Consider the following 26,942-nt stretch of genomic DNA (forward strand, 5'->3'; position numbering starts at 1 on the left):
GTATTTTTTATGCATAAAAAAGAGCACATTATTTTTCATAACAATGAACGGTTAAACCGCAACAATTACGAATGCGATCATAACGATACAAAAGGAGTTTTGTATATGACACCTAAACGCACCATGACTTCCCTGCTTTGTGCAAGCGCCTTGATGCTCGGCTTAAGTGCCTGTAGTGACAATAAAGCACCCGCAGCTGGTGAAAAAGCTGCTGAAGGTAGCGCTTCCGACTCTGGTACGTTAAACAAAATCAAAAGCTCGGGCACTATTGTGCTGGGTTATCGTGATTCATCTATTCCATTTTCTTATATTGCCTCTACCCCAAATCAGCCAGTAGGTTATGCACACGATCTGCAACTAAAAGTTGTTGAAGCCGTAAAGCAGAAACTCAACATGCCAGATCTGAAAGTTCGTTATAACCTTGTGACCAGTCAGAACCGTATTCCTCTGGTCTCGAATGGTACGGTGGACTTGGAATGTGGATCAACCACCAACAATAAAGAGCGACAGCAACAGGTTGATTTTTCTGTTGGTTTCTTTGAAGTTGGCTCTCGATTGCTCACGGCTAAAAACTCTGGAATTAAAGATTTTTCAGATTTAAAAGGCAAAAAACTGGTGACCACAGCAGGAACCACCTCTGAACGCTATATCCGCCAACACCAGCAAGAACTTGGTATCGGTGAAATCATTTCTGCCAAGGACCACGCTGAATCTTTCTTGATGCTGCAAAATGGCCGTGCTGTGGCCTTTATGATGGACGATATCCTACTCGCAGGTGAGAAATCCAAAGCCAAAGATCCAAATCAATGGGACATCGTTGGTACTGCACCGATTCATGAAATCTATGGTTGTATGCTGCGTAAGGGCGATACTGGTTTTAAACAAGTCGTCGATGATGCAATTAAAGCAACCTATGCCTCTGGTGAAATCAACAAGATGTATGAAAAATGGTTCCAGCAACCGATTCCACCAAAGAACATTAATTTGAACTTTGCCATGTCCGATCAACTTAAAGCATTAATCAGCAGCCCGCATGATCGGGATCAATAATTTGTCCTTATAACCAAAATCTTATTATGGAACCGGGGAACAGTGGATGTTCTCCCGCTTCTTCTCAGGAGTTATTATGAATTATAGCTGGAACTGGGGAGTTTTGTGGCAATCTACAGGTATCGGGGATACAACCTACCTTAGCTGGATTATAACGGGTCTGGGATGGCTTGTGGTGATTGCGATTGTCGCATGGAGCATTGCCATGCTTCTCGGCAGCATCCTTGGCATTATGCGTACGCTCCCGAATAAAACCGCCAGAGCCGTTGGTACAGCCTATGTCACGCTGTTCAGGAATGTGCCTTTACTTGTTCAGTTATTTATCTGGTTTTATGTGGTTCCCAATTTTCTCCCTGCGCCCATCAAAAGCTGGTGGATGAATGATCTGGGTGCCAATACCACGGCCCTGATTTCTGCCAGTGTTGGGCTCGGGCTATTCACGGCTGCACGTGTATGTGAACAGGTGCGGACAGGTATTGAAGCCTTACCCAAGGGGCAAATTAATGCAGGTTATGCCATGGGGTTTTCCACGGCACAACTCTATCGCTATATCATTCTGCCACAGTCTTTTCGCACCATTTTACCGCCGCTGAGTTCAGAGCTGACCAACTGCGTAAAAAATACCTCAGTCGCCTCTTTGGTTGGAGTAGCAGAAATTATTTCGCAGATGAAAACCATTAGTGAATATACCCAGAACACCATCGAAATTTACACCTACGTCACCATCATTTTCATTGTGATCAATGTCTGTCTTATTTTTAGTATGAACCTGCTGGAAAAACGTCTGCGTATTCCTGGTTTAATATCAGGAGGAAAGTAGTATGGAATGGTTAACTTCTTTTCTTAATGATTTACAGCAGTCTGGGCCTGCGCTCTGGTACGGTTTCAGCATTACTTTAAAAGTCGTTGTTCTCGCAACAATTGGCGGTATTGCCATTGGTACAATACTGGCACTGATGCGTCTCTCATCGATCAAAATTCTGAATTGGATTGCGCAGGCTTATGTCGACCTATTCCGCTCGATTCCCCTACTGTTGGTGTTGATGTGGTTTTACTTTGCCGTTCCGTTTTTTTATACCGCGATCACAGGTCAATACCTCACCATTGATACGGCTTTGGTTTCAAGCATCGTGGCATTCATGCTCTTTGAAGCTGCTTATTTTTCTGAAATTGTACGTGCTGGAATTCAATCCATTCCTAAGGGTCAAGCTGCTGCAGCATATGCACTGGGGATGAATTACAACCAGTCGATGCGCTTGATTATTCTACCGCAGGCATTCAGAAAAATGACGCCCTTGCTATTACAACAGACGATTATCCTGTTTCAGGATTCAACCATGGTCTATGCCATCGGGTTACTGGATTTTTTCAGAACCAATTATGTTCGTGGCGATTTAATGTCACTACTCACCCAATATATTCTATTTGCAGGACTGGTGTACTTTAGCATCAGTGCTTTAGCGACATTCACAGTGAAACGTTTACAAAGGAGGTTACGTGTATGAGCGACAATAAAGTAATGATAGACCTCCAAAATGTCAGTAAGTGGTATGAACAATTTCAGGTACTGACCGACTGTAGCACCCAGATCCGTCAAGGTGAAGTGGTGGTGGTCTGTGGTCCATCAGGCTCAGGTAAATCGACCTTGATTAAAACCGTAAATGGGCTAGAACCGTTTCAGCAAGGTAAAATCTTTGTCGATAGTGTCCCTGTTCACGAACCCAAAACCGATATGACCAAACTACGTAGCCGTGTTGGTATGGTCTTCCAGCACTTTGAACTGTTTCCACACCTGAGCATTACCGAGAATCTGACTATTGCTCAGGTCAAGGTACTTGGCCGCTCAGAAGCAGAGGCCAATAAAAAGGGATTGGCTTATCTGGATCGGGTTGGACTGAGCGCACATGCCAATAAATATCCTGCTCAGCTTTCAGGTGGTCAACAGCAACGGGTTGCGATTGCTCGTGCGCTGAGCATGGACCCGATTGCTATGCTCTTTGATGAGCCAACGTCTGCGCTTGACCCAGAAATGATCAATGAAGTTCTCGATGTGATGGTTGGACTGGCCAAAGAAGGTATGACCATGATGTGTGTAACCCATGAAATGGGCTTTGCTCGTCAGGTGGCCAATCGTATTATTTTCATGGACCAAGGAAAAATTGTTGAGGACTGCTCCAAAGATGAATTCTTTGGTACACCACGTGGTGAACGTGCCCAGCAATTTCTGGATAAAATTCTGCATTAAATCCTTCTTTTTTCAACCCAAGATCAAGCAGCCTTTTTGGGCTGCTTGATCTTGAATACCTTATAAAATAAATCACCTAGCTTATTTTTCAGTGATCACCTTTCGCTCTTTTTAAGACTCATTTAAGAGCCAATTAAGCTTCTCCGCATTAAATAATCAGACCATCATCTAGCCCTCACAGCCAGTTCCATGATCTTGAAAACACCCTTTTTTTTATGGCTAAGTTTTTTACTTTTTATTAGTTTTTTCATTTTGTTATGGGTATTTCCTGTCGGTGGAACAATTGACTTAAAGCTGATTCAACCTTGGGTCAGCCAACATGGTACATTTCCATATAAAAATGATTGGTTCCTCGATAAACTGAATCATAGTTATGTCAAACAATTGCTAACCGTTGTTTATGTCATGTTTTTCTTTTTATGGGCTGCTTCTTTTAAAGTTGAAAAACTAAAACCAAATCGTTGGCAATATGGCTATATGTTTTGGGTCAGTATGCTCTGCACCTGTATTGTCGGATTACTCAAAGCACATTCTGCCCAAGCCTGCCCGTGGTATATGACCCATGAAACTGCCATAGGCTTTGTCTGGGATTTCTCAGCAACAGCTGGACATTGTTTCCCAGGTGGACATGCCAGCACAGGTTTCGCGCTCATCACTGGTTATTTTGTTTATCGCTTACATCAAACACAACGTGCTTGGTTCTATTTAATAGCAGGTCTAATCCTCGGCTTTGCCATGGGGTGGGCACAAATGATGCGTGGCGCTCATTTCCTGAGTCATAATCTTTGGACGGCTTGGGTTTGTGTTGCGATTAATTTACTTTGTTATGCATTGACTTATAAGCATCATCAAGCAGTTGCAAATCGTAATTCTGTACCTTTCCCGGTAGTTGATATGGTAAAGTAAATGCTCGTGCTCATAGAACGAGTACTGCTTACATTCATATTAGGATTATTTTTGCTGGCCTATGTCTGACTTTGAAACTTTTTTAGAATCCACTTTAAAAACACAACAAGACTCTATTCAATCCTATGAACTAGATTCACGTAAAGTATGGCTTAAAAAAGCATCTGAACGCCATGGATTATGGTTATATACTCCATTGAAATGGTTAGCTAAAATATTCAATTTAGGTTCAATTACCCCTGTTCCCAACCAAGGGGGATCTGCTGCAATCCAATGTGAATTCAAGCGAATCCAACAGCTCAAAGCATTGGGCATTTCCACCCCAAATGTCTTGGCGCTCTCTAAAAAAGGCATTTTATTAGAAGATGTCGGCTCACAACGCCAAAGCCCTGTCAGTCAACTAGATCAAAAGTTAGGAAGCTTGAAGCATCATCCAGAACAACAATTTCAACTGTTTAGCCAAGCCATCCAATCGATTAGTCAGCTACATCAACAACAAGGCTATTTGAGTGAAGCCTTTGCGCGAAATATCTTGGTTGATCAACAAAATCAATTTACATTTATTGATTTTGAAACTGATCCTCAAGATGTGCTTAGCTTACATGATTGCTTTGTCCGCGACTGGTTACTGTTTATCTTTTCTACGGCGTATCATTTTGAATTTGAACAACTTGAGCAAGCCAGTCAGTTACTCTATCAAGCTTTACTGGATGAACCTCAAGTTTACAAAGACATTTGCAAAGTTGGAAAACGCTTGAACTGGGTATTGCGTTTGAATGTGAGCAAAGTGGGGAATGATGGTAAACGCATTCAAAAATGTGTGCTGTTCCTGCGTTATCTTAAAGAACAAGCAGAAGTCAACAAAAGTGAATGAACACTAGATGAGGTGTTTTCTCATTCTTAATGTTGTTCATGATGTGCCATTTTTTTAGGTAGCTTGACCAATACGCTCAAGCCACCGAGTTCAATACTTCTCGACAAAGTTAAAATGCCACCTAAACGTTGGGTTGCTTTATCTACAATCGATAGCCCCAGCCCACTGCCCACTTCTAAATGATGATGCACGCGATAAAAACGTTTTAGTACTTTGTCATACTGTTCGGGGTCAATACCTGCCCCGCTGTCATCAATTTGGATATAGGCATAGCCATCGGTATCGCTATACACTGAAATATTAATAATTCCTTGATTGGGCGTGTATTTAATGGCGTTATCAATCAGATTAAAAATAATCGAATGTACTGTTGATTCAAGACTCTGCATTTCAATCGGATCATTACGCTCAAAGCCTAAATCAATCTCCTTTTGCATCGCCAAATTGACCAATTGCTCTACACAATTTAAAGCCACGTCATTGAGCTTAAACTGTGTATTTGGTTCAATTAAACTCAGCGCAACATCCTGTTTTGCCAAAGCCAGAAGCTGGGTGACCAAGTGCTGAATACGGGCTAAACCTTTGCTGAGATTCTGTAAGGCTTCATGCTCGGGAAACTGGCTGATCAGAATTCGGGTTTGCAAATTCAGTGCCGTCACAGGTGTCCGTAGCTCATGGGCCGCATCGGCAATAAATTGCTTTTGTTCAGTCTGTGCATGTTGAATCCGCTCGAATAACCGATTCATTTCTTCAATGGTCGGTTGTAATTCTTGAGGATAATCAGTGCTATCAATCGGTGCCAAGCCATCTGAATCACGTTGGGTCAATTCAGCTTTGAAGTCATCTAAAGGCTTTAAACTCAAGCTAATGATGAATGCCAGCACAATAATTGCGATCGGTAGCAGAAGCAGGTAGGGAATAAACATGCTTCCAGCCAACTCCAACGCAAAAACCTTACGGACCTGTTCCTGCTGGCTGACCTGAATCTGGAAATCTTTCAAAGGAATCACATAAACACGCCACTTCCCTTGCGGCGTGTTTTGCATATAAAAACCCGCTTGCTTCACGGGTGGAACCAGTAAATGGGTTTGATGCCACAGATGACTCTTATCTTTATAGGCCCAGATATCAATCAACAAATCTTCTTCATGATAGGTGCGATGTAACTCAACCCGACTGGCCGTTGGCGTAAGTGGCTGCAAGGTTGAGCGTTCAGCCATATATTGCATTTGGGTATCTAAAATTTCATCAACTTCATGCAAGGAAACTTTATAAGCGGCCAAAATCAAAAAACAGCCCAGCACAATACTGAAAATGGAGGTTCCCCAAATCAGTCTTTTCTTCAGTGAATAATGCCGTGCTGCTTTCATCAATTTAAGCTTGTCCCAAACGATAACCTAAGCCGCGAATCGTACGAATAAAGTCTTTGCCTAATTTGGCGCGCAAATGATGCACATAGACCTCAATGGTATTACTCGTGACTTCACTATCAAAATCATACAACTTATCTTCAAGATTAGCTTTCGAGAAAATTTTATTTGGATGAGAAACCATCGGAATGAGGATGGCCCATTCACGATTGGACAGTTCAATCTGTTGGCCTTTAAATGTAGCTAGGTGCTGCTCGACATCCAGAGTCAATTCACCACTTTTTAGCAATTGCGACTGGCTTTTCAGCTGTGCAGTCTCATTGCTGCCACGGCGCAACAAAGCATTAATTCGTGCAAGCAGTTCATCAAATTCATAAGGCTTGATCAGATAATCATCCGCACCTTGATTTAAACCATCAACCCGATTCTGTAGCTGATCACGCGCAGAAATAATCAATACAGGAACGGTGCTACGCTGACGAATCTGTTTAAGAATTTGCATGCCATCCATTAAAGGAAGGCCCAAGTCCAACAGAACCAAATCAAAAGCCTGCTTGGTCAGCAAAGCCAATCCATCTACCCCATTGTTGACCCACTCCACATCAAACTGATGATATCGCAATAGAGTCAAGGTTGACTCTGCAATCATAAAATCATCTTCTATCATCAAGATCTTGGTCATGATTTCACTTCACCTTATGGCTTAGGACATGTTTGTAACATGTCATCTTTAGGATTAATTACTTTAGTTTTAATATCAAGCAAACTGAGCATAGTTGGGAATAAATTATCCTGACTGAGTTTATTTTTACTTTGTTGTGCTAAACATTTAATTTGCTTGGCTTCCTGTTGCTGCCATGCGCTAGAGAACCACATCAACATCGGAACATGTGTCTGTTGGCTCGGTGCAATCGCATACGGTGCACCATGCAAATACATCCCACTTTCACCAGTTGATTCACCATGATCTGATAAATACCACAAACCTGTTTGATATTGCGTAGTATTTTTTAATGTATTGATCAATGAGTCTAAAACATAATCTGTATAAAGTAAGGTATTGTCATAGGTATTGATTAAGGCTTCTTGAGTACATCCCTGAATCGCATTGGTATCACAAATTGGCTTGAAGACACGAAACGCTGCAGGTGCACGCTTATAATAAGCTGGCCCATGACTGCCCATTTGATGTAAGACTACCAATTGTGGCCGTTGATCATCTTTTGGAATGGTTTCAAGATAAGCTTTCAGGCTATCAATCAAAATTTCATCCAGACATTCACCATTCTTACACCATTTCTGCTTGATCGGTTCTGGAATTTTATATTCTCCAATCCGATCACATGTGCCTTTACAGCTTGAATTGTTATCAATCCAAGTGACTTGGTAACCCGCACGTTTTGCAATATCCAGTAGCCCTTCTCGATGACTGGCCAAACGCTCATCATAATCGACCCGTGGCATACCAGAGAACATACATGGTACGGATACTGCCGTCGCAGTACCACATGAACTGACTTGAGAAAAATTTAAAATATCTTGCTTAGAGAGTCTAGGATTAGTGTCTTTCGCATACCCATTTAAAGCAAAGTTTTCAGCACGAGCCGTTTCACCGACCACCAACACCATTAATTTAGGTGCACCTTTTAAGGCTTGAGAAAGTTGTGCATCCTCACCGTAATGTACGAGCGGTAAATTCTGTTTAGGTGCTTTCTTTTTATAATAAGACACCGAGGCAGCAATCATATTTTGTGGGGAAATCATGCCTTTTAAATCACGATTTTCACGAAAGATTGCCGCAAAATCGACATAGAAAATAAATAATAAGCCGCCCACCAACATTAAAGAAACCAGCAATGCCATTATTTTCTTGAAGACTTGTTTCAACCCAGACTCAGGCTTTAACCGAACTTTTAAAATAACCACGATCGGCACAATCACCATGCCAATAAACCAAATGACTAACCGCCAAGACCAGGTATCACGGGCCTCTGCAATATTGGTTTGCATCATGTTCTGAATTTGGTCAGCGGTAATCCAAACGCCTAAAGTATTCACCGCATAGGCTGCAAAACCACCAATAAATATCAAAGCAATTGCAATAGGCTTTGCCGTCCATTTCCAGTTTAAAATCTGTAAAGCAAACAGATACAATGCGGTCACGACACCCACAGAAGCAGCCACAAACAGTCCAGCCTTAAGTCCCGTATAAGGCGTTAATGCTTGCATCTTTTGATAAAATGCAGCATTCAAAAATACACCTAACCAAATTGCGAGTAGCACATTGAAGGTCAGTAACGAAATAGGCTTGAGCTTGAATCTTTGTAGCAACATAGGCATCACAATCTAAAAATAATTTTCTTTGCTTTTTTTAAAATAAGAATAAAAACTTAAAAATCACTTAAACCCTGTAATAAGGGCGTGGATTTGCTGAATTGTAGGATTGCTTTATTCAAAAAGTAGGATGAACAACATCAGCTAAAAGTGCTGATCACATTTTTTATCATTGATAAAGTAAATTTTTTGTTCTTATAACAATCTAATATAAAAAAGCCCTCTAAGCAGACTTAAAGGGCTTTTTTGAATAACCGCAGATTAGAATTTATATTCTAAACCTAAGCCTGCAACAGGTTGTTTATCCTTTTTGCTTGCTTGTTCAAGCGTTAGATAACCTGCATAACCATAGGTTTTAACTTGCTTGTTAAATGCATAGTCTGCGCCAGCGATAATTTGTTTTGCTTTAAAGTCGGCAGTATTATTTTTAAAGCTTGTATCGTTTTGGCTATATTGACCTTTCACCGTCCAGTTTTTTGCTTGTGGGATATTATATTCCGCACCCACTAACCAACCTTGTGCATCATCAATGTTTTCAGAACCAGTTGTATTTCCGTCAGCTTTTTCCACTTCAGATGTCTGATAAAGTGCTTTTAATGCCAAACCATCAAGCGGCGTTACTTTACCAATTGCACGTACAGTATTCGCCGCTGCAAAAACAGTTGGTGCAGAAGACGGATTAGTTGTTGGAATAGCTGGTTCAGCTGCATTTAAGAAACCACGGCCCAAGAAGTTACTTGGAATGGCTTTGTCATAACCAATACCAGCAACCACTAATGGGTTTTCATAAGTGACAGATGCAGACCATGCATCACCTAAACCACGACCTGCAGTTTTGACAACGCCTTTGTCTGATTTGATCCCACTCGACTCACCAGTAGCCAATAAAGCATTGAATTTAAATGCACCATCTAATAATTTAAGTGCTGGAGACTCATACACCACAACATTCGACACACGGTTTTCACCTGTAAAAATCCCCGTGATATCCGCTTTATTAGCAACATAGTTGTTGAACGTATCTACCACACTCGATAATTGCTTTAATGGCGTGTCATGCGCACCAATTTTCAATGTACCTAATTGTGAATCTTTTAAACCGACAAAACGGTTACGCTTGCTCCAGTCGTCGCCATCACCATCAGCATTAAACGCCCATTCAATCGCATAAACTGCACTTAAACGATCAGTCAGCTTTTCATCACCCTTTAATCCAAGGAATGAACTGTTTGAGCTAATTTCCCAAACGTCTTTGTTTGATTTGGTTGCATTTTTTTCTGGTAAATAATCAACACTGGCATCAATCTCACCATAAAATGTCGGTGCTGCAAATGTGGTTGTTGCAAGTAAACTAAGCACTGCTGCTGTTACAATTTTGATTTTCATTGTTTACATCCTGGTTAAATTTGTAACAAATCCTACACATTAACTTTATATGACAAAACGATTAAAATCTTATTAATTTATTCCAATTTCGACTAAAGTTTAATTTTTATACACTCACTTTTTATGAGCACAAAAGATTTTTATGCTTTTATTGATGAACAAATTAATTGCAATATCAATTAATTAAAACCCTTCCATTAACCATTTTCTGCTATTATTTTCTATATTCAAAAAAATAAAAAATCCGACAGATATTGCCTCATTTCTATATAAGCCAATACGCTTTGTTTCACAAAGTGTCTGCTTAATACAAAAATTGTAATAAAAGATGATCCTTATCTTGCTTTATTTTTCCAATAATAAATTGGTGCCAAACAAAGCATCGAAACCATACAAATCACAATCAAATAACGATAGTATCCAAGCCAATCACCCACCACGCCACTGCCTAAATAGAGCACGCCACTCACGGTTGCCATAATAGAAACTTGGAACGTAAAGTCAGTTGCTGCAAATTGTTTACGGCTATACTGCATAACGAGCGTTAACATGACAACAAGTAGCATGGCTGAACAGGCATCTTCAAATGCATTCACACCATACAGCCAGATCGGTGTAATGTGCTTCTGAGCTTCATAGTAATAAGCGAGAACGATATATCCCCCTAAACTGATGATTTTCAGAACCGAAAACACAACTAAGCAATGTACTCTGGAATAATGCTTCAATAATAAACCTGCAATGGCAGCACCCAACAACGCAGCCACGGCACCAAACATGGTAATAAACACACCTATTTGAGTGAAGTTCAGTCCCATATCGACCATTAAAGGTTTTAATAGTGGACCTGCGAGACCATCAGCCACTTTAAAACTGATCAGCACCAACAACCATGCTTTTAGTTCTTTGGAGGATTGAAAATAATTTAAATAGGTCTTTACCGCTTGCATAAAGGATTGCGAAGCAACGCTATCAGGCGTAGTTTTGCTCAGGTGTTGCGGTTCGCGATAAAACAAAACTGGGAGCGTATTTAGAAACACCAAAACAGCCAAAGCCAGAAAGGTGTTTTGCCAATGCAGCCAATCCAAACACCAGAGTACAGCTCCACCCCCAACAATAAAGCCCAACCGAGATCCAACCACTTGAAAGGTATTGCCCCAATGCTGTTGATCACTTTTGAGTAAATTCACTGCCAAGCCATCAGTTGCAATGTCTTGGGTTGCGCCAGTTAAATTCATTAACAGCAGCAACACAAAGAAAATCAGTAGATAACTCGGTTGATCCAAAGTATGAATAGGGAAAAATGATAGGACAATCAGAATAATGACACTGCACAGTTGCGTCGGAATGATCCAGCTACGGTAATGTCCTAATGTTGATAAAGCAAAACGATCTACATAAGCTGCCCAAAAAATCTTAATCGACCAAGGCAACATCAATAAGCCAAAACCGCCGATATGCGCCAACGATACGCCTTGCGCTCTTAAGATCACGGGCAAAGCATGGGTCATGAATCCAACAGGTAAGCCCTGTGCCCAATATAAAGAAAACAATAAAATGTAAACCTGTTTAAGATTAAGCATTTTTGAGTTTTCCATGGCTATACGATGAAGTTGCTCAAGTATCTAATCCTTTCATCTACATGGCAATAAAATCTTATTTTTTGCCAATGCAGTCGCTGTAATGAGTGTTTAACATGATTATAGTTGTCATTACATATCGTGATTTATGCCACAACATTTTCCTGATTTACCTCCGCTGGTTCCACAACGTGGGACCGCTTATAGCCGTGCGCTGTGTAAAAAGCTTTTTCTCGGGCAAGGCTGGACGGTCGTTGGTGAAATACCAAACTTACCCAAAGCGGTTGCGATTATTTCCCCGCATACCTCCAATATTGATGGTTGGTATGGCTTTTTAGCCATTGGCGGCTTAGGTTTAAAAATTACCGTGTTAGGCAAAGATAGTCTGTTTAAGCCACCATTTCAGCCCTTATTAAATTGGGCTGGTCTGATTCCTGTCCGTCGCGACAGCGCACACGGACTGACAGAACAGGTTGTTGCCACGATTCATCAGCACGATAAAATCTGGATTGGCATGGCCCCAGAAGGTACTCGCAAAAAAGCCGAAAAAATGAAAAGTGGTTTTTACCATATTGCCCATGCCGCGGGTATCCCCATCGTGATGTTTGCCTTTGATTATGATCACAAAACTATTTATTGCTTGGGTGCCTTTACACCGACAGGCCACTACCAACAAGACCTCGAACAAATCATGCAATGCTATGTAGGACACTTCTCACCAAAGAATCCAGATTGGTTGGCAGAACCCTTACAAAAACTTGTGAAAAAAAACTAGAAAATTGAGGGTAAATCTGCTCTGATGTGCCCATCTTTTTGTACATTTTATCTGCACCTGATATGAAAATTGCTCGACTGTCTTGCTTGGCTATTATTAGCTTGGCTTTATTTGGTTGTGATCAAACAGCAAAGAAAACACCACCTATAACAGCAATTAAAGCACGTGAACCCGTGATTGCTCTCGCTTTAGGCGGTGGCGGTGCCAAGGGCTTTGCCCATATTGGTGTGATTAAAGTTTTAGAATCGCATGGTATTAAAGCCAAAATCGTGACAGGTACCAGTGCAGGTAGCTTTGTCGGCAGCATTTATGCCAGTGGGCAAACGCCTTATCAAATGCAGAATCTGGCTTTAAAACTGCAAGAATCTGACTTGCGTGATCTAACCCTCAATAGCCAAGGCATTATCCTCGGTCAAAAGCTACAAAATTATGTGAATAACCAAGTCGGCAATAAACCGATCGAACAATTCCCGATTCGTTTTGCTGCGGTCGCAACGCGCTTAGACAGTGGAAAAAAAGCAGAGTTTATCAAAGGCAATGCCGGCCAAGCGGTACGTGCATCTTGTAGTATTCCAAACGTGTTTGTCCCTGCTGTGATTGGCAATACCAAATATGTGGATGGTGGCTTAGTCAGCCCGATTCCAGTCAAAACAGCAAAAGATATGGGTGCAGATATTGTCATTGCCGTGGATATTTCTGCTCGTCCAGCGGGTGATAAGCCCTTAAGCATGTGGGGTCTATTGGACCAAACCATTAACATCATGGGCCAGCAGAGTATTAATGAAGAACTCAATCAAGCCACCATTGTGATTCAACCAAAAGTAGGCCACTTGGGTGTACTTGACCTTAAATCTAGTAATGAAGCGATTTTAGAAGGTGAAAAAGCAACACAGGCCAAGATCACTGCTATTCGGAATGCCATTACTACATTTAAGAACTCCCCTGCTGCATTAAAACCTGCTCCTAGACCAAAATTCTAAAAGCCCTCATCTAGGGCTGTTGTTGTCTATAAATACTTGCGATTCAAGGCAGATTTTTAGCATGCATCAGCCCTAAATCCTAAAAAAACAATCTTTGTATATTCATAAAGATAATGATCTGCTAGAGTGCTAAAGGTGAATATTTTTTCACCTCCACTCCGTTTAATGATGCGAGCAAATCTATGGAATTTGTAGTTGAACCTTGGCACTGGTTTGTATTAGGGATTTTACTGATTCTTTCAGAGTTAATTTTGCCTGCTTTTGCTGCATTATGGTTTGGCATAGCAGCAGTCATGGTCTGTATTTTACTGTGGCTTTTCCCGATGATGGGCTTTACAACCCAAGTGATTACTTGGGGGATTTTATCTATTTTATGTACGATTCTTTGGTTCAAATTTATCAAACCACTCTCCATTGATAAAACCAAAGCAGGACTTCCTCGTGAAGCAACTATTGGACAAGTGGGTATGGTCATCCAGACTGGACTTGAGCATGAACAAATTATTGTGCGCTTCCCAATACCTGTCTTAGGTTCTGATGAATGGCATTGCCGTTGTATGACTCCAGTACAAGTTGGTGATCGCGTTCGTGTGGTTGATATTTTGGGTAATGATTTAGTCGTCCAACCTCATACGTCATAAACAGAAAGAGGGTTTTCAATGTCTGTCGGTATTATTATTGTTTTAGCTTTTGCCGCTTTTGTCGCTGTAACCATTTTTAAAGGGGTTCGTATTGTTCCCCAAGGTTATAAATGGATTGTTCAACGTTTAGGTAAATACCATACTACGTTGAATCCTGGTCTCAACTTCGTTATCCCCTATGTAGACGAAGTTGCTTATAAAATTACCACCAAAGATATTGTTTTAGATATTCCTTCACAAGAAGTAATTACCCGAGACAATGCCGTACTGGTCATGAACGCCGTGGCTTATATCAATCTTACAACACCAGAAAAAGCGGTGTACGGGATTGAAAACTATACATGGGCAATTCAAAACCTTGTTCAAACTTCACTCCGTTCAATTGTGGGTGAAATGGACTTGGATGATGCACTGTCTTCACGTGATCATATCAAAGCGAAATTGAAAGCAGCCATTTCTGATGATATTTCAGATTGGGGGATTACGCTTAAAACAGTTGAAATCCAAGATATTCAACCATCTAACACCATGCAAGCGGCGATGGAAGCTCAAGCTGCTGCTGAACGTCAACGTCGTGCGACTGTAACCAGAGCAGATGGTGAAAAACAAGCTGCAATTTTAGAAGCTGATGGTCGTTTAGAAGCATCGCGTCGTGATGCAGAGGCACAGGTTGTACTTGCTGAATCATCACAACGTGCGATTGAAATGGTCACTACTGCTGTCGGTGATAAAGAAATCCCTGTTGCTTACTTACTTGGTGAGCAATATGTGAAAGCGATGCAGGATCTTTCTAAATCAAGTAATGCAAAAACTGTGGTACTTCCAGCCGATGTACTCAATGCCATTCGTGGAATTATGGGCAAACACTAATCCATATTTCGATCAAATAAAGCAGCGTTCACGCTGCTTTATTTTTTAAGCTTCTTGAATCTTTTTTCGATCTTTGACGGACAGTTTCTTCACCACCAAATCATAAGAATCGTTGATCAGATCCTCGAGTAAATCAGCCGTAATCTCACTACTACTTGCAATCGAAATCCAGTGTTTTTTATTCATGTGATAACCAGCCGAAATTGAGGAATAAAGTTCCTGATATTCCATACTTTTCTCAGGCTTGCATTTGACGGTTACAATTAGTTTCCCCGCATGGGAAGCCACGTACATAAACATTTTGTCAAAGACTTTAAAGACTTCACAATCAGGTCCAAAGGGTTGTGACTGATTTGCAAAAGCCAAATTTTTGCCATATTGCAAAGCACATTGTTCAAGTTGATCGTCATTCATAAAGCGATGGCCTGTTGTTATTTCTCTGGATCATCTTTTTATCTTAGATTCGCTTTTATATTAAAACAATGATTTATAAGTCGCTTAAACCCATTCTATTGATCGTATTTAAATGTACATCTATTCCAAAAATAAAGACCATACAAGTATGGTCTTTTATAACATTCAAGAATCGATCAAAGCTGAAAAAATATTAACTTTTCCGTGCCAATAAAAATTGCGAGATTGCCACCAATTCTTTGGCATCTTCACCGAAATAAGCCAATGCTTCAAAGGCTTGATCATGTAAAGTCTGTGCATAATCTTGTGCTTGCGCTAGGCCCATCAAGGATGGATAAGTCGATTTTTGAACCTGCTCATCTTTACCAGCGGTCTTGCCTAAAGTTTCAGTGCTTGCAGTAACATCCAGAATATCATCCTGCACTTGGAAGGCTAAACCAATCGTTTGTCCAAATTGGCGTAATTTCGGAATTGCTGGATCAGTGCCATTAAAAATGGTCACCGCACCCATCATGATTGCCGCTTGAATCAAAGCACCTGTTTTATTACGGTGAATATTTTCCAATTCAGCTTGATCGACTTGCTTTCCTTCCCCTTCAGCCTGCAAATCCAATACCTGACCACAAACCATTCTTGAACTTGCTGTTGCTAAAATCTGCACCTGTTTTAAGACAATGGCTGCTTCAGTACCTTGACCCTGCTCATCAAACAAACGACTGCCCAAAATTTCAAAGGCCATCGACTGTAAAATATCACCTGCCAATAAGGCAGTATCTTCACCAAATGCGACATGGCAAGTTGGTTGTCCACGACGTAGTAAGTCATTATCCATACAAGGCAAATCATCATGTGCCAACGAGTAGCAATGAATCAATTCTACTGCAACCGCCGCGCGTCGTGCCGCTGCAAAGTTATGATTGGCTTGCAATGAAGCTGCCGCATAACACAAAGCTGGGCGAACACGTTTCCCACCCAACATCACCGTGTGGTGAACAGCAGCTTTTAAAGGTTCTGGAATTGAAAATGCAGCCAATGCTGTCAATAAATCCTGTTGAATACGTTGTTGAGCTTGTTTTAGAACATCCGCATTAACTTGAGAAATAGATGACACAGTTGTTGCCTCAGGAAATCTGAATGGAAGAGTAAAATGACAAGACTTGTCAGAATGGCAACATCATAACATTATTTATCTCATGAAATTGTGTTTGTATTTTTAATAGATTCAAAATAATAAAGCCTTCAAATGAAGGCTTTAGCAATAAATTCAAAACAAAATAAATTAGAAGGTATCGCCGGGTACACGAACCCAGCCTTCCATCAGTACACGTGCGCTACGGCTCATGATGGCTTTTTTTACAGACCATTTTCCATCAATCAATTCAGCTTGAGCACCGACACGTAAGGTTCCAGAAGGATGACCGAAACGAACTGCTTCACGCTCACCGCCACCCGCAGCTAAATTTACCAAGGTTCCCGGAATGGCTGCTGCTGTACCAATCGCAACTGCTGCCGTTCCCATCATGGCATGATGTAATTTACCCATCGACAACGCACGTACCAATAAATCTACATCAGTCGCTTCAACGGCTTTACCACTCGAAGAGCTATAACGCTTTGGCTGTGATACAAAAGCAATTTTAGGCGTATGCTGACGCGCAACAGCTTCTGAAATATCTTTAATCAAACCCATGTGTACTGCGCCATACGCACGGATTTTTTCAAAACGCGCTAAAGCTGCAGCATCACCATTAATTTGATCTTGTAATTCTGTCCCTTGATAACCAATGTCTTCAGCATTTAAGAAAATGGTTGGAATGCCTGCATTGATAAATGTTGCCTGAAAAGTACCTACATCAGGAACAACCAGTTGATCAACAACGTTTCCTGTCGGGAACATATCGCTCCCTTCTTCACCATCATCAGCAGGGTCTAAAAATTCAATTTGCACTTCAGCGGCAGGAAAAGTCACGCCATCCAGTTCAAAATCACCTGTTTCCTGAACTTGACCGTTGCTCACAGGGACATGTGCAATAATCGTTTTTGCAATATTTTTCTGCCAAATCCGTACTGTACAAATCCCATTTTCAGGAATACGCGCTGCATCCACCAAACCATTTGAAATCGCAAATGATCCCACTGCCGCAGTGAGATTGCCACAGTTACCACTCCAGTCGACAAATGGTTGATCAATCGAAACTTGACCAAATAGATAATCAACATCATGTTCTGGCTGTGAACTTTTTGCCAAAATCACGGTTTTACTGGTACTTGAAGTTGCAGCACCCATTCCATCAATCTGCTTGCCATAAGGATCTGGGCTACCAATCACACGCAGAAGAAGTTGATCACGTGCTTTGCCTGCTACTTGTGCCGCTTCAGGTAAATCATCCAGTTTGAAAAATACACCTTTACTTGTGCCACCACGCATATAGGTTGCTGGGACTTTAATTTGCGGTACTGAGCTCATGTCAATGTCTTCCTTTTATCATGTTCTTGATGCAGATAAATTTTGAATCTAAAGGTACTGCACTGCCATCAAAAATACCATACGACCAATTGTTTTGGGATTGGTCGTAACGCCTAGAATCTGTGCATTTTAGTGAGTAGATTTCAAGGCTTTGATCATGGTAGAAATAGTGATCCATCCGTCGGGAAAAACAGGGATATTTCCCAACTGTATAAAATTACAGCATATTTCATTTTAATATTCATATAAATATAAGATTTTAAATAACTTTTAAAAACAACTTTCCAGTCATAGCATCACTGTACTTTTACTAGGCGAAAATCTTTCAATCTATTAGAATAATCCAGTTAATTCCTCGTCGAGCTCAGTCCTTTGAACAACGATTCTTCTCAACTTCAGCGTGGACTAAAAAACCGCCATATCCAACTCATCGCGATGGGTGGAGCAATTGGTACGGGCTTATTTTTAGGTTCTGCGCAAATTATTCAGTCTGCTGGACCATCTATTATTTTGGGGTATGCAATTGGCGGCTTGATTGTTTTTCTCATCATGCGTCATTTAGGTGAAATGATTGTCGAAGAGCCTGTTGCAGGTTCATTTAGTCATTTTGCTTATAAGTATTGGGGTAAATTTCCAGGCTTTATTACAGGCTGGAACTATTGGGTGCTCTACATCCTTGTCGCAATGACTGAGTTAACGGCGGTAGGTAAATATATTAATTACTGGTGGCCTCAAATCCCCGCTTGGCAGTCTGTATTATTTTTCTTTGTCGTGATTACCGCAGTCAACCTGACCAATGTTAAATTTTATGGTGAATCAGAATTCTGGTTAGCGATCATCAAGGTCACTGCCGTGGTTGCCATGATCTTGTTTGGTTTATTCCTGCTCTTCACTGCCGATGCAAACTCAACAGCTTCATTTAGCAACCTCTGGTCACATGGCGGCTTTTTTCCGCATGGCTTTGATGGCCTGTTCTATATGTTGGCTTTCTTGATGTTTGCTTTTGGTGGCATTGAACTGATTGGTATGGCCGCAGCAGAAGCTAAAGATCCAAAAACAACTATTCCAAAAGCGATTAACCAAGTGGTTATTCGTATTCTGGTTTTCTACGTGGGCTCACTGACCATTCTATTGTCGCTGGTGCCTTGGAACCAACTGGACCTAGGTGGCTTAGATAAAAGTCCATTCGTGATGATTTTCAGTCAGATGGGTATTGCTTGGGCAGCACATTTACTTAATTTTATTATTCTGACGGCAGCATTATCGGTTTATAACAGTGGTATGTATGCCAACAGCCGTATGGTGTTTGGTCTAGCCCAACAAGGTAATGCGCCGAAAGTATTTACCAAAACCAATAAACAAGGTGTCCCTGTTCCAGCAGTACTCCTCTCAGCATTCCTGATTTTTGGCTGCGTATTACTCAACTACTTTGTGCCTGAAGATGCCTTAGGTCATTTGATGTATGTCGTTGTTGGTGCTCTGGTTCTAAACTGGGCCATGATCAGCTTGACCCACTTGAAATATAGAAGTCACATCAAAGCTGCTCAAATTAAAACTTCTTATCCAGCATTATGGTCTCCATTCAGCAACTATTTGGTATTAGCATTTATTGCTGTTGTGCTCTATATCATGTGGCAACAGGGCTTCAAAGAATCTGTACTGATGATTCCGATTTGGATCGTAGGCATGTTTATTTTCTATAAAATTTTAAATCGCAAAACTGAACATTAACAGTTGATCGGTTTGATGAAAAAGTGATTGCTTCTGCAATCACTTTTTTGTTTATAATCATTAAATTACGGTTAATAGAACGACTTTATTTTTTAGCCACAAAGCTCTGAAAGAACCAAAAGCCCTGAACCAGTTTTAGAATAATTAAATTTTAATTTTAGAAACTTATTAAAAAAACTAAACAGTATGTTCTGTATATGGCTTACTATTATCCTTCTATAAGAATTAAGAGGGTAAAATAAATTATGGCAACACCTTATATTGTGATTGGATGCCCTACAACGGGCGGTGGCCAAGTTATCTCAGGAAACTGTAGCTTTTTAATTGAAGGTATCCCCATTGCCTGTGTAGGTGATAAAGCAACATGTCCAAAGCATAAGACGGTTTCAACAATCATCTCAGGTGATCCGTATATGCAAGTTATAGGTAAAGCGGCAGCAAGAGTGAATGATAGCCTTTCATGCGGCTGTAAATTGCTTCCTAAACAAAATCTCGTTGTTGGGGCTACGGGACCAAGCAATTGATCTGGATCTTCTAGCTCAACCAAATCAAGTTTTTCCCAGACAAATCATCTTATTTACGATGAACAAATTATCGCTGTCGATGAGCAAGGTGCACTTATACCAGATATAAGTTATTACATCGAAACGGTAGAGGGTGAAATATACAAAGGCAAAACCGATAGCTTTGGAAATTGTCCAAGAATCGCAACTTCAAAGAAAAGTGAATTAAAAGTCTGGCTAGGTGATGATGCCGAAATTAAAATAAATGAGGCTAATCAAACATGACAACCCAGCCCAAAAAAGTACCAACGAATAGCTCTAAAAACTCGACCACTCAAGTAACTGTGAATCGTAAAAACAGGATTATCGCTTGGGGTGGGGCTTATTCTAAAAGTGATAATCACACCTTTTTAGACACTGCAAACAACCTACAAAGGGCTTATAAAAATAAGGATGGAAACAAATACAATATATTTGTGAGGGAGATTAAAACTAAAGATGATTTTATTGATCTGATTAATCGCCAGCCTGAAAATAGCATACGCTCATTAGATATATTCACTCACGGCGGCGAAGATTCGCTTTACATGGTATCTGTACGCCAATCTGATAGCTGGTCCCCGAGCCAATATCGCTTATGGCGTTATGCGTTTCACAATAAAACTTTTTCATCTTCGGACTTATCCTCTTTGCAATATAAGACTTTTACACAAAATGCAAAAATAGAGATTCACGGTTGCCAGACTGCCGCAAATCCGCAAGCTGCGAATAATCTTGCTTCTGAATGGTCTAAAAAGCTGTATAGTGCAGGTAAAACACAATCATCCGTTATGGGACATACTACGAATGCCAGCCCTTTAATTAATGGATCTAAGACCACTGCGTCAGAACAATCATATATGTGGCAGCAACGAGTAGCATATAGGAATGGGCATATTATTCTGGATACAACTGAGAAAGGGTTGATTGACGAAGTTAAGCTGTCGAAGTAAGAGAAAATTATGATTGATAATCCAAATTTTTTTACAAATGCTCTTGTTTATTTTTTCGGGTGCCTCGTTCCTATCTTTTTTATTCTGGCTCTTTATGCACCTATTGCACCAGCAAAATTTTCTAAACTCTCAAAAAATAGATTAGCTTTGTTTATAATTTTTTTACTATTAGCGATAGTCAGTTTTGGTTTAGCTAACTTATTTATCCCTAGAGGCTTTCCATAAATTTATCTTTCTCTTTAACAGTTGATCGGTTTGATGAAAAAGTGATTGCTTCTGCAATCACTTTTTTGTTTATAATCATAAAATTATGCGCTTATAGCTTAACTGGATAGAGCAGTTGCCTCCTAAGCGACCGACGTGGGTTCGAGTCCCGCTGAGCGCATAACCTTTTAGCTCTTTTATATTTTAAAGAAGGGAAAGATTAAATATCCCAGTTCTTTTCGATGGCGGTAATTTGGCTATAGACACTTTGGTACTCTGCCTGTTTCACCGTACACCACAGTTCAACAAAGGCTTTACCTAGATATTCAGTTAAGCATGTATTGTCCTTCAATAAGCTCAGTGCTTGCATTTGCTCAGTTGGCAATAACACATGCTCACTTTTAAGTTTTAATTGGTGTGCTTGCTTTGGCAGCGTCAACTGGTGGGTCAAACCATGCAAAGCACCGATCAAAATTGTAGTTACCGCCAAATAAGGATTACAGTCTGCTCCTGCTACGCGATATTCCAAACGCTGATTTTCTTGATCTGAGCAGGGAATTCGGATCGCCACATTTCGATTATTCAACCCCCAATTGGCTTCCAAAGGAACATGATTCCCCAACTTGAAGCGACGGAAAGAGTTTAAATTTGGCGCTAAAATTGCCATAGAATCAGGCATAAATAATAGCAAACCACTGATTGCTTTTAATAATGCCTCAGAGAGCTTGTCTGACGTTGAGCTAAAAACATTCTGCTGATGTTGATCTAAAATACTCATATGAAAGTGCATCCCACTGCCCGCCTTATGCATCTCTGGCTTGGCAAGGAAATTTGCTCGCAAGTGATATTTATGTGCAATCTGCTTAATGGTTCTCTTCAACACCATGATCTGATCACATAGCTTTAAAATATTCGTAGTATGTTGCAGATTGATCTCATATTGCCCCGATGATGACTCAGAAACGATGCCTGTAATCTGAATGTTCTGTAATTTTGCAACCGATTCAAGTTCATTCAGAATATTTTGATAATGGTCAGAAGTATTAATATCAAAGCATTGCGTAATCGTTTCTTCAGCGTCTCTAGCAGTGCTTAAAGGATGTAAATAAAACTCTATTTCTGCTGCGATGCAAGGATAATAATTTTTGTCATGCAATTGATACAAAATCTTTTTCAACACATTCCGAGGCTCATACAAACAATCTTTTCCACAATCGTCTTTCATACTAAGAAGCAACTGTGCGTTATGCTCAGGATCGGTGGGATGAGGTTGTAAGGACCCTAAAATAGGTTCACACAAATGATCTGGCTCACCGATATATTTTCCCAATCCTGTCTCTTCAATCACCTTGCCATCTAAGCTCATGGCGTAAATCGACAATGGGAAATAGCAACCTTTTACCAGATTTTTTAAGCAGCCAATATCAATTCTTTTGCCACGCAAGTGCCCATTCAAATCACATAAGTACACATCGACATGTTGAGTATTTGGATACTGTTGTAAATAGGCCTCAATTTCTTCTATAAATAAATTCTTTAACTCAAGATCATTGCGCTCATTTTTATGCATGGTGGTATGCATATACTTTTTAAGTACAGATGGATGATTGATCTCAACAAGTACAGCACTCATAGCTGAAAACTCTAGTTATTCGATAGATTCAGCTTAGAACAAGCCTCAATATAAGTAACGTAAACAGTGCGTAAACTCATTGTGGTATTGAATAAATTTTTCATAAAAACGCGCAATAAAAAACGGAGTCAGACTCCGTTTTTTAAAACAATAAATCAATTTATTCTTGATGCTTAGTCGAGGAGCCGAATGGACTTTAATCGTCTTAATCTTACAGCCAATTCTTTCAATGCATAATTGATTGAAACAACTAGCATGAAACCAATTACAAACGAACCGATCACATCGAATGGAAAATGTACCCCGACAAAAACCCGTGATAACCCAACAATCGCGCTCAAGATCAAACCGATGATTCCAATCTTTTTGAAACCCGCCAATAAATATGAAAATGCAATAATAACAATGGTTAGCGTATGCTGGCTTGGGAATGATGAACTTGAACCATGACCAATCAATTTATGACCTAAATCAATCTGAAATGGGCGTGGATGATGATAAAAAAACTCAATGATGTCGCTGAGCAGTAAAGAAAACAGGACGATCACCAATGTTTTTGCGAACAGCAGGTTATAGATTTTCCATTGTGTCACTAACAAAAATACAAGAAAACTGATAAACACAGTGTTGAGATCATCGGCTAGAAAAATTGCGACCTTGTCTAAAACTGCATGTTCCTTTGCAAAAGAATTTATACTATTAAACAAAGAGATATTTAATTCTTTAAAAATCATTTCCGTTTCTATCCACACTATCCATGAAGATCAATGCGCTCAATATACAGGATAATAATGAAGAAATTATTAATAATTTTTATATTTTATTATTCACATATTCCAAAAGGATTGAAGTCAAGTATTGCTGAATTTTATAACAAAATCCCTCAACTAAAATCATCAATAAATAGGACAAATTTATCCTATTTATTGACGTTAATTGACTGAAGTTTAGAACTTAAATTCTAAACCAGTGCCCGCAACAGGTTGCTTATCTTTGGCACTTGCTTGTTCAAAAGTTGAATAGCCTGCATAACCATACACTTTCGCTTGTTTAGTAAATGAGTAGTCTGCGCCTAATAAAAGTTGCTTGGCATCAAAGTCAACTGCATTGCTTTTAAAGCTGGTTGAATTTTGGCTATATTGTGCTTTCACCGTCCATTTTGATTGATTCGGTAACTTGTATTCAGCACCGATGAGCCAGCCTTGCGAATCATCAATATTGATCGCAGCGTCATCATTTCCTTTTTTATCAGCAACTTTCGAGGTCTGATATAAGGTTTTTAATGCCAGTCCTTCAATTGGCGTCAAACGACCAATCACACGCACTGTATTCGCAGCAGCAAACACTTCATCCACTTGCGTTTCAGTGTCGCTAGAGTTCAATAAACCATGTCCCAAGAAATCACTTGGAATCGCTTTATCGTAGCCCAAACCGACTAAGAATAATGGATGGCTATAACTCAGTGACGCAGACCATGCATCCCCTAGACCGCCACCAGCGACATTGACGCCACCACGGTTGTCATCTTCAATTCCCTTACTTTTATTTTCACCCGTTGCAACTAAGACGCTTGCTTCAAAATTACCACCATTAAAAGCAAGTTCAGGAGAATCATAGACCACGACGTTATTGACACGGTTCTCACCTGTCATGATGCCCGTGATATCAGCTTTATTACTAATATAGTTATTAAAGCTATCGACTGGGCTCGATAAATCTTTCAAAGGTGTATTGTGCTTGCCCACTTTAATTGCACCGAAGCGATCATCTTTTAATCCAACATAACGGTTTCGTTGTGACCAGTCTGTTTTATCACCATCGGCATAAAAAGCCCATTCCGCTAAATAAATCGCGCTCAAATGCTCAGTTAATTTTTCTTCGCCTTTAATCCCAAGAAATGAACTATTACTATTTATTTTCCATACATCACGATCTGATGAGTTGGCATTCACTTCAGGTAAATAATCCAAACTTGCGTCAATTTCTCCATACAATTTTGGCGCTGCAAATGCAGAACTGGTTGCAATACTTATGATTGTCGCAAGCGCAAGTTTCATCTTCATTTTTTATGTTCCTAACCATCTAAAAAAAGTGTAAAAAAGCCCCATTTCGCTCTGTTTCAAGCAAAATTTAGAATTAAGTGGGAATGTGTAAACAGGTCTGCTTTTATATTCTCATGAATATAAAAGCATTATAACAATTTGATTTACATATTATAAAATGGGAATACACCAAATATTAACGCACTGCCCATCAACACGCAGCAGGTAATAAAGGCCCATTTCAACGTGAATTTCTGATGATCACCCATTTCTACAGCCGCCAAACCACATAATAAATAGGTTGAAGGAACGAGTGGTGATAACAGGTGAATCGGTTGCCCAATAATTGAAGCACGTGCAATTTCAACCGCTGAAATTCCATAATGTGATGCAGCTTCGGCAAGAATCGGTAAAACACCAAAATAAAAGGCATCATTCGACATAAAGAAGGTTAAAGGCATACTTAAGACACCTGTAATTGGTGCCAAATAAGGTCCCATACTTGGTGGAATCACAGCCACGAAACCTTTAGACATCGCTTCAACCATGCCTGTACCAGATAGAATTCCGGTAAAAACACCTGCAGCAAAGATCACACCGACGACTGCGAGTACGCTATCTGCATGCATGGCAATACGTTTTTTCTGCATGTTGACGCATGGATAGTTCACGACTAAAGCAATACAGAAACCCAGCATGAACAGAATCGACATTGGTAAAAATCCTTTTACCAAAGAAGCCATTAAAACTAAGGTCAAGATACCGTTAAACCAGCGTAAATGCGGACGTTGTGCTTCTGGATCTTTTGAAATAGAGATGTCATCCGCATGGCTGATATCGACCAGTTCAATCACGCCTAAACGTTTGCGTTCATACATACCATACAAGTAGGCTAAGAAGAATAACCAGGCAGCAGCAACAATCATTGATGGAATCATTGGAATGAAGACTTCACTGGCATCGACCTGAAGCGCACTTGCAGCACGTGCTGTTGGCCCACCCCATGGTGTCAAATTCATGACTCCACTACAAAGCAGCATCAAGCAGGTCATGATCAATGGATTCATGCCAACACGTTTGTACAATGGCATCATTGCCGCCACACAAATCATATACGTGGTTGAACCATCACCATCTAAAGAAACCAATAATGTTAGAAAAACAGTACCTAAAGTGATTTTTAATGGATCGCCCTTTACTTTCTTTAAAATCCATCTTACCGAAGGGTCAAATAACCCCGAATCAATCATTAATGCAAAATATAAAATAGCGAAAAGAAGCATTACGCCTGTTGGTGCTAACTTTTTAATACCCTCTAACATGGTATTGCCAAGTTCGGCCAATTGAATATGACTTAAGCTCTCAAAATAAAAACCTAAGCCCCAAGCGATAATAGCGAATATGAATGGGATTAAAATTAATGCAACTAATGCACTGAGACGTTTTGACATGATCAAATACATAAAGCACATGATCATGCTGATACCTAAAAAAGTCAGCATTGAAAGCAATCCTTAGCATAATAAGTTTTTTTTAATGGGTAGACCTACCCTAATCCAGCACAGATTCTATGCGATTTAACTTTAGTCAATTCATTTAATTTAGTTATATGCCTAAAGCACCCATTCACATGAAAAATACCTTAAAAGTATGCAAATATACTTTCAATATAAGATTATGATTTGTAATTAATTTTGTTTTTAATATATATACCATTCAATCAAAATCAACTTTTTCAATGAACTATATTCAAGAAAAGAATGTAATATTATGGTGCATTTTTTGATTAAAATTTAACAATTTTGAGGAAATGATAATCAAAACAAATCGTATTTATTTATCAGACAGCCAATCTGGTTAAAATCCAAGCGAAAACAGTATTATTCAAAATTACGGAAAAATTATAACAATAATGCTTTTTATTTCATATTAAAAATAAAATAAA

Annotated in this window: 26 protein-coding genes and 1 tRNA gene; 15 read left to right on the forward strand and 12 right to left on the reverse strand. The window is 39.9% G+C overall.

Going from position 1 to position 26,942, the window contains the following annotated elements:
• Positions 1-105: 105 nt before the first annotated feature.
• The 6 genes from F887_RS03840 (at position 106) to F887_RS03815 (ending at position 5,075) form a co-directional block, all read left to right on the forward strand.
• Positions 106-1,050, forward strand: a complete 945-nt coding sequence (locus F887_RS03840) for a transporter substrate-binding domain-containing protein (protein WP_005296412.1) — start codon at positions 106-108, stop codon at positions 1,048-1,050.
• 76 nt (positions 1,051-1,126) lie between these two features.
• Positions 1,127-1,870, forward strand: coding sequence for an amino acid ABC transporter permease (locus F887_RS03835; RefSeq protein WP_005296414.1), 744 nt, complete (start codon positions 1,127-1,129; stop codon positions 1,868-1,870).
• 1 nt (position 1,871) lies between these two features.
• A complete protein-coding gene (locus F887_RS03830) occupies positions 1,872-2,555 on the forward strand; it encodes an ABC transporter permease subunit (protein ID WP_005296418.1) in 684 nt (227 codons plus the stop codon).
• 14 nt (positions 2,556-2,569) lie between these two features.
• Positions 2,570-3,295 carry an amino acid ABC transporter ATP-binding protein gene (locus F887_RS03825; RefSeq protein ID WP_171067486.1) on the forward strand — a complete coding sequence of 242 codons (726 nt, stop codon included), beginning with the start codon at positions 2,570-2,572 and terminating at the stop codon, positions 3,293-3,295.
• 189 nt (positions 3,296-3,484) lie between these two features.
• On the forward strand, positions 3,485-4,201 hold the full coding sequence (locus F887_RS03820; protein ID WP_005296424.1) for a phosphatase PAP2 family protein: 717 nt from the start codon (positions 3,485-3,487) through the stop codon (positions 4,199-4,201).
• Positions 4,202-4,262: 61 nt separating this feature from the next.
• Positions 4,263-5,075: a BUD32 family EKC/KEOPS complex subunit gene (locus F887_RS03815; RefSeq protein ID WP_005296428.1), complete on the forward strand. Its 813-nt coding sequence runs from the start codon at positions 4,263-4,265 to the stop codon at positions 5,073-5,075.
• Positions 5,076-5,101: 26 nt separating this feature from the next.
• On the opposite strand, the gene F887_RS03810 is transcribed toward F887_RS03815, so the two are convergent.
• The 5 genes from F887_RS03810 to F887_RS03790 all read right to left on the reverse strand — a co-directional run bounded on the left by F887_RS03810 (position 5,102) and on the right by F887_RS03790 (position 11,748).
• Positions 5,102-6,445, reverse strand: coding sequence for an ATP-binding protein (locus F887_RS03810; RefSeq protein WP_005296431.1), 1,344 nt, complete (start codon positions 6,443-6,445; stop codon positions 5,102-5,104).
• A 4-nt stretch (positions 6,446-6,449) separates the two neighbouring features.
• Positions 6,450-7,127, reverse strand: coding sequence for a DNA-binding response regulator PmrA (locus tag F887_RS03805; RefSeq protein WP_005296434.1), 678 nt, complete (start codon positions 7,125-7,127; stop codon positions 6,450-6,452).
• Between the two features lie 14 nt (positions 7,128-7,141).
• Complete coding sequence (locus F887_RS03800; protein WP_005296436.1) at positions 7,142-8,779, reverse strand: phosphoethanolamine transferase; 1,638 nt, start codon at positions 8,777-8,779, stop codon at positions 7,142-7,144.
• Positions 8,780-9,040: 261 nt separating this feature from the next.
• The gene (locus tag F887_RS03795) at positions 9,041-10,165 is read right to left on the reverse strand and encodes a porin (protein WP_005296438.1); all 1,125 of its coding nucleotides are present in this window, start codon (positions 10,163-10,165) and stop codon (positions 9,041-9,043) included.
• Positions 10,166-10,500: 335 nt separating this feature from the next.
• Positions 10,501-11,748 carry an MFS transporter gene (locus F887_RS03790; protein WP_005296440.1) on the reverse strand — a complete coding sequence of 416 codons (1,248 nt, stop codon included), beginning with the start codon at positions 11,746-11,748 and terminating at the stop codon, positions 10,501-10,503.
• A 145-nt stretch (positions 11,749-11,893) separates the two neighbouring features.
• Here F887_RS03790 and F887_RS03785 point away from each other — a divergent pair, with 145 nt between their 5' ends.
• The 4 genes from F887_RS03785 to F887_RS03770 all read left to right on the forward strand — a co-directional run bounded on the left by F887_RS03785 (position 11,894) and on the right by F887_RS03770 (position 15,011).
• Positions 11,894-12,520: a lysophospholipid acyltransferase family protein gene (locus tag F887_RS03785; protein WP_005296441.1), complete on the forward strand. Its 627-nt coding sequence runs from the start codon at positions 11,894-11,896 to the stop codon at positions 12,518-12,520.
• 62 nt (positions 12,521-12,582) lie between these two features.
• The gene (locus F887_RS03780; RefSeq protein WP_005296443.1) at positions 12,583-13,500 is read left to right on the forward strand and encodes a patatin-like phospholipase family protein; all 918 of its coding nucleotides are present in this window, start codon (positions 12,583-12,585) and stop codon (positions 13,498-13,500) included.
• A gap of 182 nt (positions 13,501-13,682) precedes the next feature.
• Entirely contained in the window at positions 13,683-14,141 is a 459-nt protein-coding gene (locus F887_RS03775) for an NfeD family protein (RefSeq protein WP_005208594.1), read from the forward strand.
• 18 nt (positions 14,142-14,159) lie between these two features.
• Positions 14,160-15,011: an SPFH domain-containing protein gene (locus F887_RS03770; RefSeq protein ID WP_005296445.1), complete on the forward strand. Its 852-nt coding sequence runs from the start codon at positions 14,160-14,162 to the stop codon at positions 15,009-15,011.
• A gap of 45 nt (positions 15,012-15,056) precedes the next feature.
• Here the strand turns inward: F887_RS03770 and F887_RS03765 are convergent, their stop codons facing one another.
• The 3 genes from F887_RS03765 to prpF form a co-directional block, all read right to left on the reverse strand.
• Positions 15,057-15,425, reverse strand: coding sequence for an MmcQ/YjbR family DNA-binding protein (locus tag F887_RS03765; RefSeq protein ID WP_005296446.1), 369 nt, complete (start codon positions 15,423-15,425; stop codon positions 15,057-15,059).
• Positions 15,426-15,618: 193 nt separating this feature from the next.
• Positions 15,619-16,536, reverse strand: coding sequence for a polyprenyl synthetase family protein (locus F887_RS03760; RefSeq protein WP_005296448.1), 918 nt, complete (start codon positions 16,534-16,536; stop codon positions 15,619-15,621).
• 168 nt (positions 16,537-16,704) lie between these two features.
• Entirely contained in the window at positions 16,705-17,892 is a 1,188-nt protein-coding gene (prpF, locus tag F887_RS03755) for a 2-methylaconitate cis-trans isomerase PrpF (protein WP_005296450.1), read from the reverse strand.
• 372 nt (positions 17,893-18,264) lie between these two features.
• On the opposite strand from prpF, the gene F887_RS03750 reads away from it, so the two are divergent.
• The 5 genes from F887_RS03750 to F887_RS03730 all read left to right on the forward strand — a co-directional run bounded on the left by F887_RS03750 (position 18,265) and on the right by F887_RS03730 (position 21,503).
• Positions 18,265-19,623 (forward strand): amino acid permease, encoded by a 1,359-nt coding sequence (locus F887_RS03750; RefSeq protein WP_005296452.1) that lies wholly within the window; start codon positions 18,265-18,267, stop codon positions 19,621-19,623.
• 245 nt (positions 19,624-19,868) lie between these two features.
• Complete coding sequence (locus tag F887_RS03745; RefSeq protein ID WP_005296454.1) at positions 19,869-20,147, forward strand: PAAR domain-containing protein; 279 nt, start codon at positions 19,869-19,871, stop codon at positions 20,145-20,147.
• A gap of 260 nt (positions 20,148-20,407) precedes the next feature.
• Positions 20,408-21,118 (forward strand): hypothetical protein, encoded by a 711-nt coding sequence (locus tag F887_RS03740; protein WP_005296456.1) that lies wholly within the window; start codon positions 20,408-20,410, stop codon positions 21,116-21,118.
• 9 nt (positions 21,119-21,127) lie between these two features.
• On the forward strand, positions 21,128-21,343 hold the full coding sequence (locus F887_RS03735) for a hypothetical protein (RefSeq protein WP_005296458.1): 216 nt from the start codon (positions 21,128-21,130) through the stop codon (positions 21,341-21,343).
• Positions 21,344-21,430: 87 nt separating this feature from the next.
• Positions 21,431-21,503 (forward strand) — tRNA-Arg (locus tag F887_RS03730).
• A gap of 39 nt (positions 21,504-21,542) precedes the next feature.
• On the opposite strand, the gene F887_RS03725 is transcribed toward F887_RS03730, so the two are convergent.
• From F887_RS03725 to F887_RS03710, 4 genes are all read right to left on the reverse strand, one after another.
• Positions 21,543-22,955 (reverse strand): glutamine synthetase family protein, encoded by a 1,413-nt coding sequence (locus F887_RS03725; RefSeq protein ID WP_005296460.1) that lies wholly within the window; start codon positions 22,953-22,955, stop codon positions 21,543-21,545.
• Between the two features lie 173 nt (positions 22,956-23,128).
• Positions 23,129-23,689, reverse strand: a complete 561-nt coding sequence (locus F887_RS03720) for an undecaprenyl-diphosphatase (RefSeq protein ID WP_005296462.1) — start codon at positions 23,687-23,689, stop codon at positions 23,129-23,131.
• A gap of 213 nt (positions 23,690-23,902) precedes the next feature.
• Complete coding sequence (locus F887_RS03715; protein WP_005296464.1) at positions 23,903-25,018, reverse strand: porin; 1,116 nt, start codon at positions 25,016-25,018, stop codon at positions 23,903-23,905.
• 143 nt (positions 25,019-25,161) lie between these two features.
• The gene (locus tag F887_RS03710; protein ID WP_005296467.1) at positions 25,162-26,499 is read right to left on the reverse strand and encodes a CitMHS family transporter; all 1,338 of its coding nucleotides are present in this window, start codon (positions 26,497-26,499) and stop codon (positions 25,162-25,164) included.
• Positions 26,500-26,942 lie beyond the last annotated feature (443 nt).

This window comes from Acinetobacter sp. NIPH 2100 (genome assembly GCF_000369805.1).
Classification (GTDB): domain Bacteria; phylum Pseudomonadota; class Gammaproteobacteria; order Pseudomonadales; family Moraxellaceae; genus Acinetobacter.

Bases quoted from the DNA above. Each gene is read 5' to 3' on its own strand.
- F887_RS03840 (WP_005296412.1), top strand. From the start codon at position 106: ATGACACCTAAACGCACCATGACTTCCCTGCTTTGTGCAAGCGCCTTG.
- F887_RS03835 (WP_005296414.1), top strand. From the start codon at position 1,127: ATGAATTATAGCTGGAACTGGGGAGTTTTGTGGCAATCTACAGGTATC.
- F887_RS03830 (WP_005296418.1), top strand. From the start codon at position 1,872: ATGGAATGGTTAACTTCTTTTCTTAATGATTTACAGCAGTCTGGGCCT.
- F887_RS03825 (WP_171067486.1), top strand. From the start codon at position 2,570: ATGATAGACCTCCAAAATGTCAGTAAGTGGTATGAACAATTTCAGGTA.
- F887_RS03820 (WP_005296424.1), top strand. From the start codon at position 3,485: ATGATCTTGAAAACACCCTTTTTTTTATGGCTAAGTTTTTTACTTTTT.
- F887_RS03815 (WP_005296428.1), top strand. From the start codon at position 4,263: ATGTCTGACTTTGAAACTTTTTTAGAATCCACTTTAAAAACACAACAA.
- F887_RS03810 (WP_005296431.1), bottom strand. From the start codon at position 6,445: ATGAAAGCAGCACGGCATTATTCACTGAAGAAAAGACTGATTTGGGGA.
- F887_RS03805 (WP_005296434.1), bottom strand. From the start codon at position 7,127: ATGACCAAGATCTTGATGATAGAAGATGATTTTATGATTGCAGAGTCA.
- F887_RS03800 (WP_005296436.1), bottom strand. From the start codon at position 8,779: ATGTTGCTACAAAGATTCAAGCTCAAGCCTATTTCGTTACTGACCTTC.
- F887_RS03795 (WP_005296438.1), bottom strand. From the start codon at position 10,165: ATGAAAATCAAAATTGTAACAGCAGCAGTGCTTAGTTTACTTGCAACA.
- F887_RS03790 (WP_005296440.1), bottom strand. From the start codon at position 11,748: ATGCTTAATCTTAAACAGGTTTACATTTTATTGTTTTCTTTATATTGG.
- F887_RS03785 (WP_005296441.1), top strand. From the start codon at position 11,894: ATGCCACAACATTTTCCTGATTTACCTCCGCTGGTTCCACAACGTGGG.
- F887_RS03780 (WP_005296443.1), top strand. From the start codon at position 12,583: ATGAAAATTGCTCGACTGTCTTGCTTGGCTATTATTAGCTTGGCTTTA.
- F887_RS03775 (WP_005208594.1), top strand. From the start codon at position 13,683: ATGGAATTTGTAGTTGAACCTTGGCACTGGTTTGTATTAGGGATTTTA.
- F887_RS03770 (WP_005296445.1), top strand. From the start codon at position 14,160: ATGTCTGTCGGTATTATTATTGTTTTAGCTTTTGCCGCTTTTGTCGCT.
- F887_RS03765 (WP_005296446.1), bottom strand. From the start codon at position 15,425: ATGAATGACGATCAACTTGAACAATGTGCTTTGCAATATGGCAAAAAT.
- prpF (WP_005296450.1), bottom strand. From the start codon at position 17,892: ATGAGCTCAGTACCGCAAATTAAAGTCCCAGCAACCTATATGCGTGGT.
- F887_RS03745 (WP_005296454.1), top strand. From the start codon at position 19,869: ATGGCAACACCTTATATTGTGATTGGATGCCCTACAACGGGCGGTGGC.
- F887_RS03740 (WP_005296456.1), top strand. From the start codon at position 20,408: ATGACAACCCAGCCCAAAAAAGTACCAACGAATAGCTCTAAAAACTCG.
- F887_RS03735 (WP_005296458.1), top strand. From the start codon at position 21,128: ATGATTGATAATCCAAATTTTTTTACAAATGCTCTTGTTTATTTTTTC.
- F887_RS03725 (WP_005296460.1), bottom strand. From the start codon at position 22,955: ATGAGTGCTGTACTTGTTGAGATCAATCATCCATCTGTACTTAAAAAG.
- F887_RS03720 (WP_005296462.1), bottom strand. From the start codon at position 23,689: ATGATTTTTAAAGAATTAAATATCTCTTTGTTTAATAGTATAAATTCT.
- F887_RS03715 (WP_005296464.1), bottom strand. From the start codon at position 25,018: ATGAAGATGAAACTTGCGCTTGCGACAATCATAAGTATTGCAACCAGT.
- F887_RS03710 (WP_005296467.1), bottom strand. From the start codon at position 26,499: ATGCTGACTTTTTTAGGTATCAGCATGATCATGTGCTTTATGTATTTG.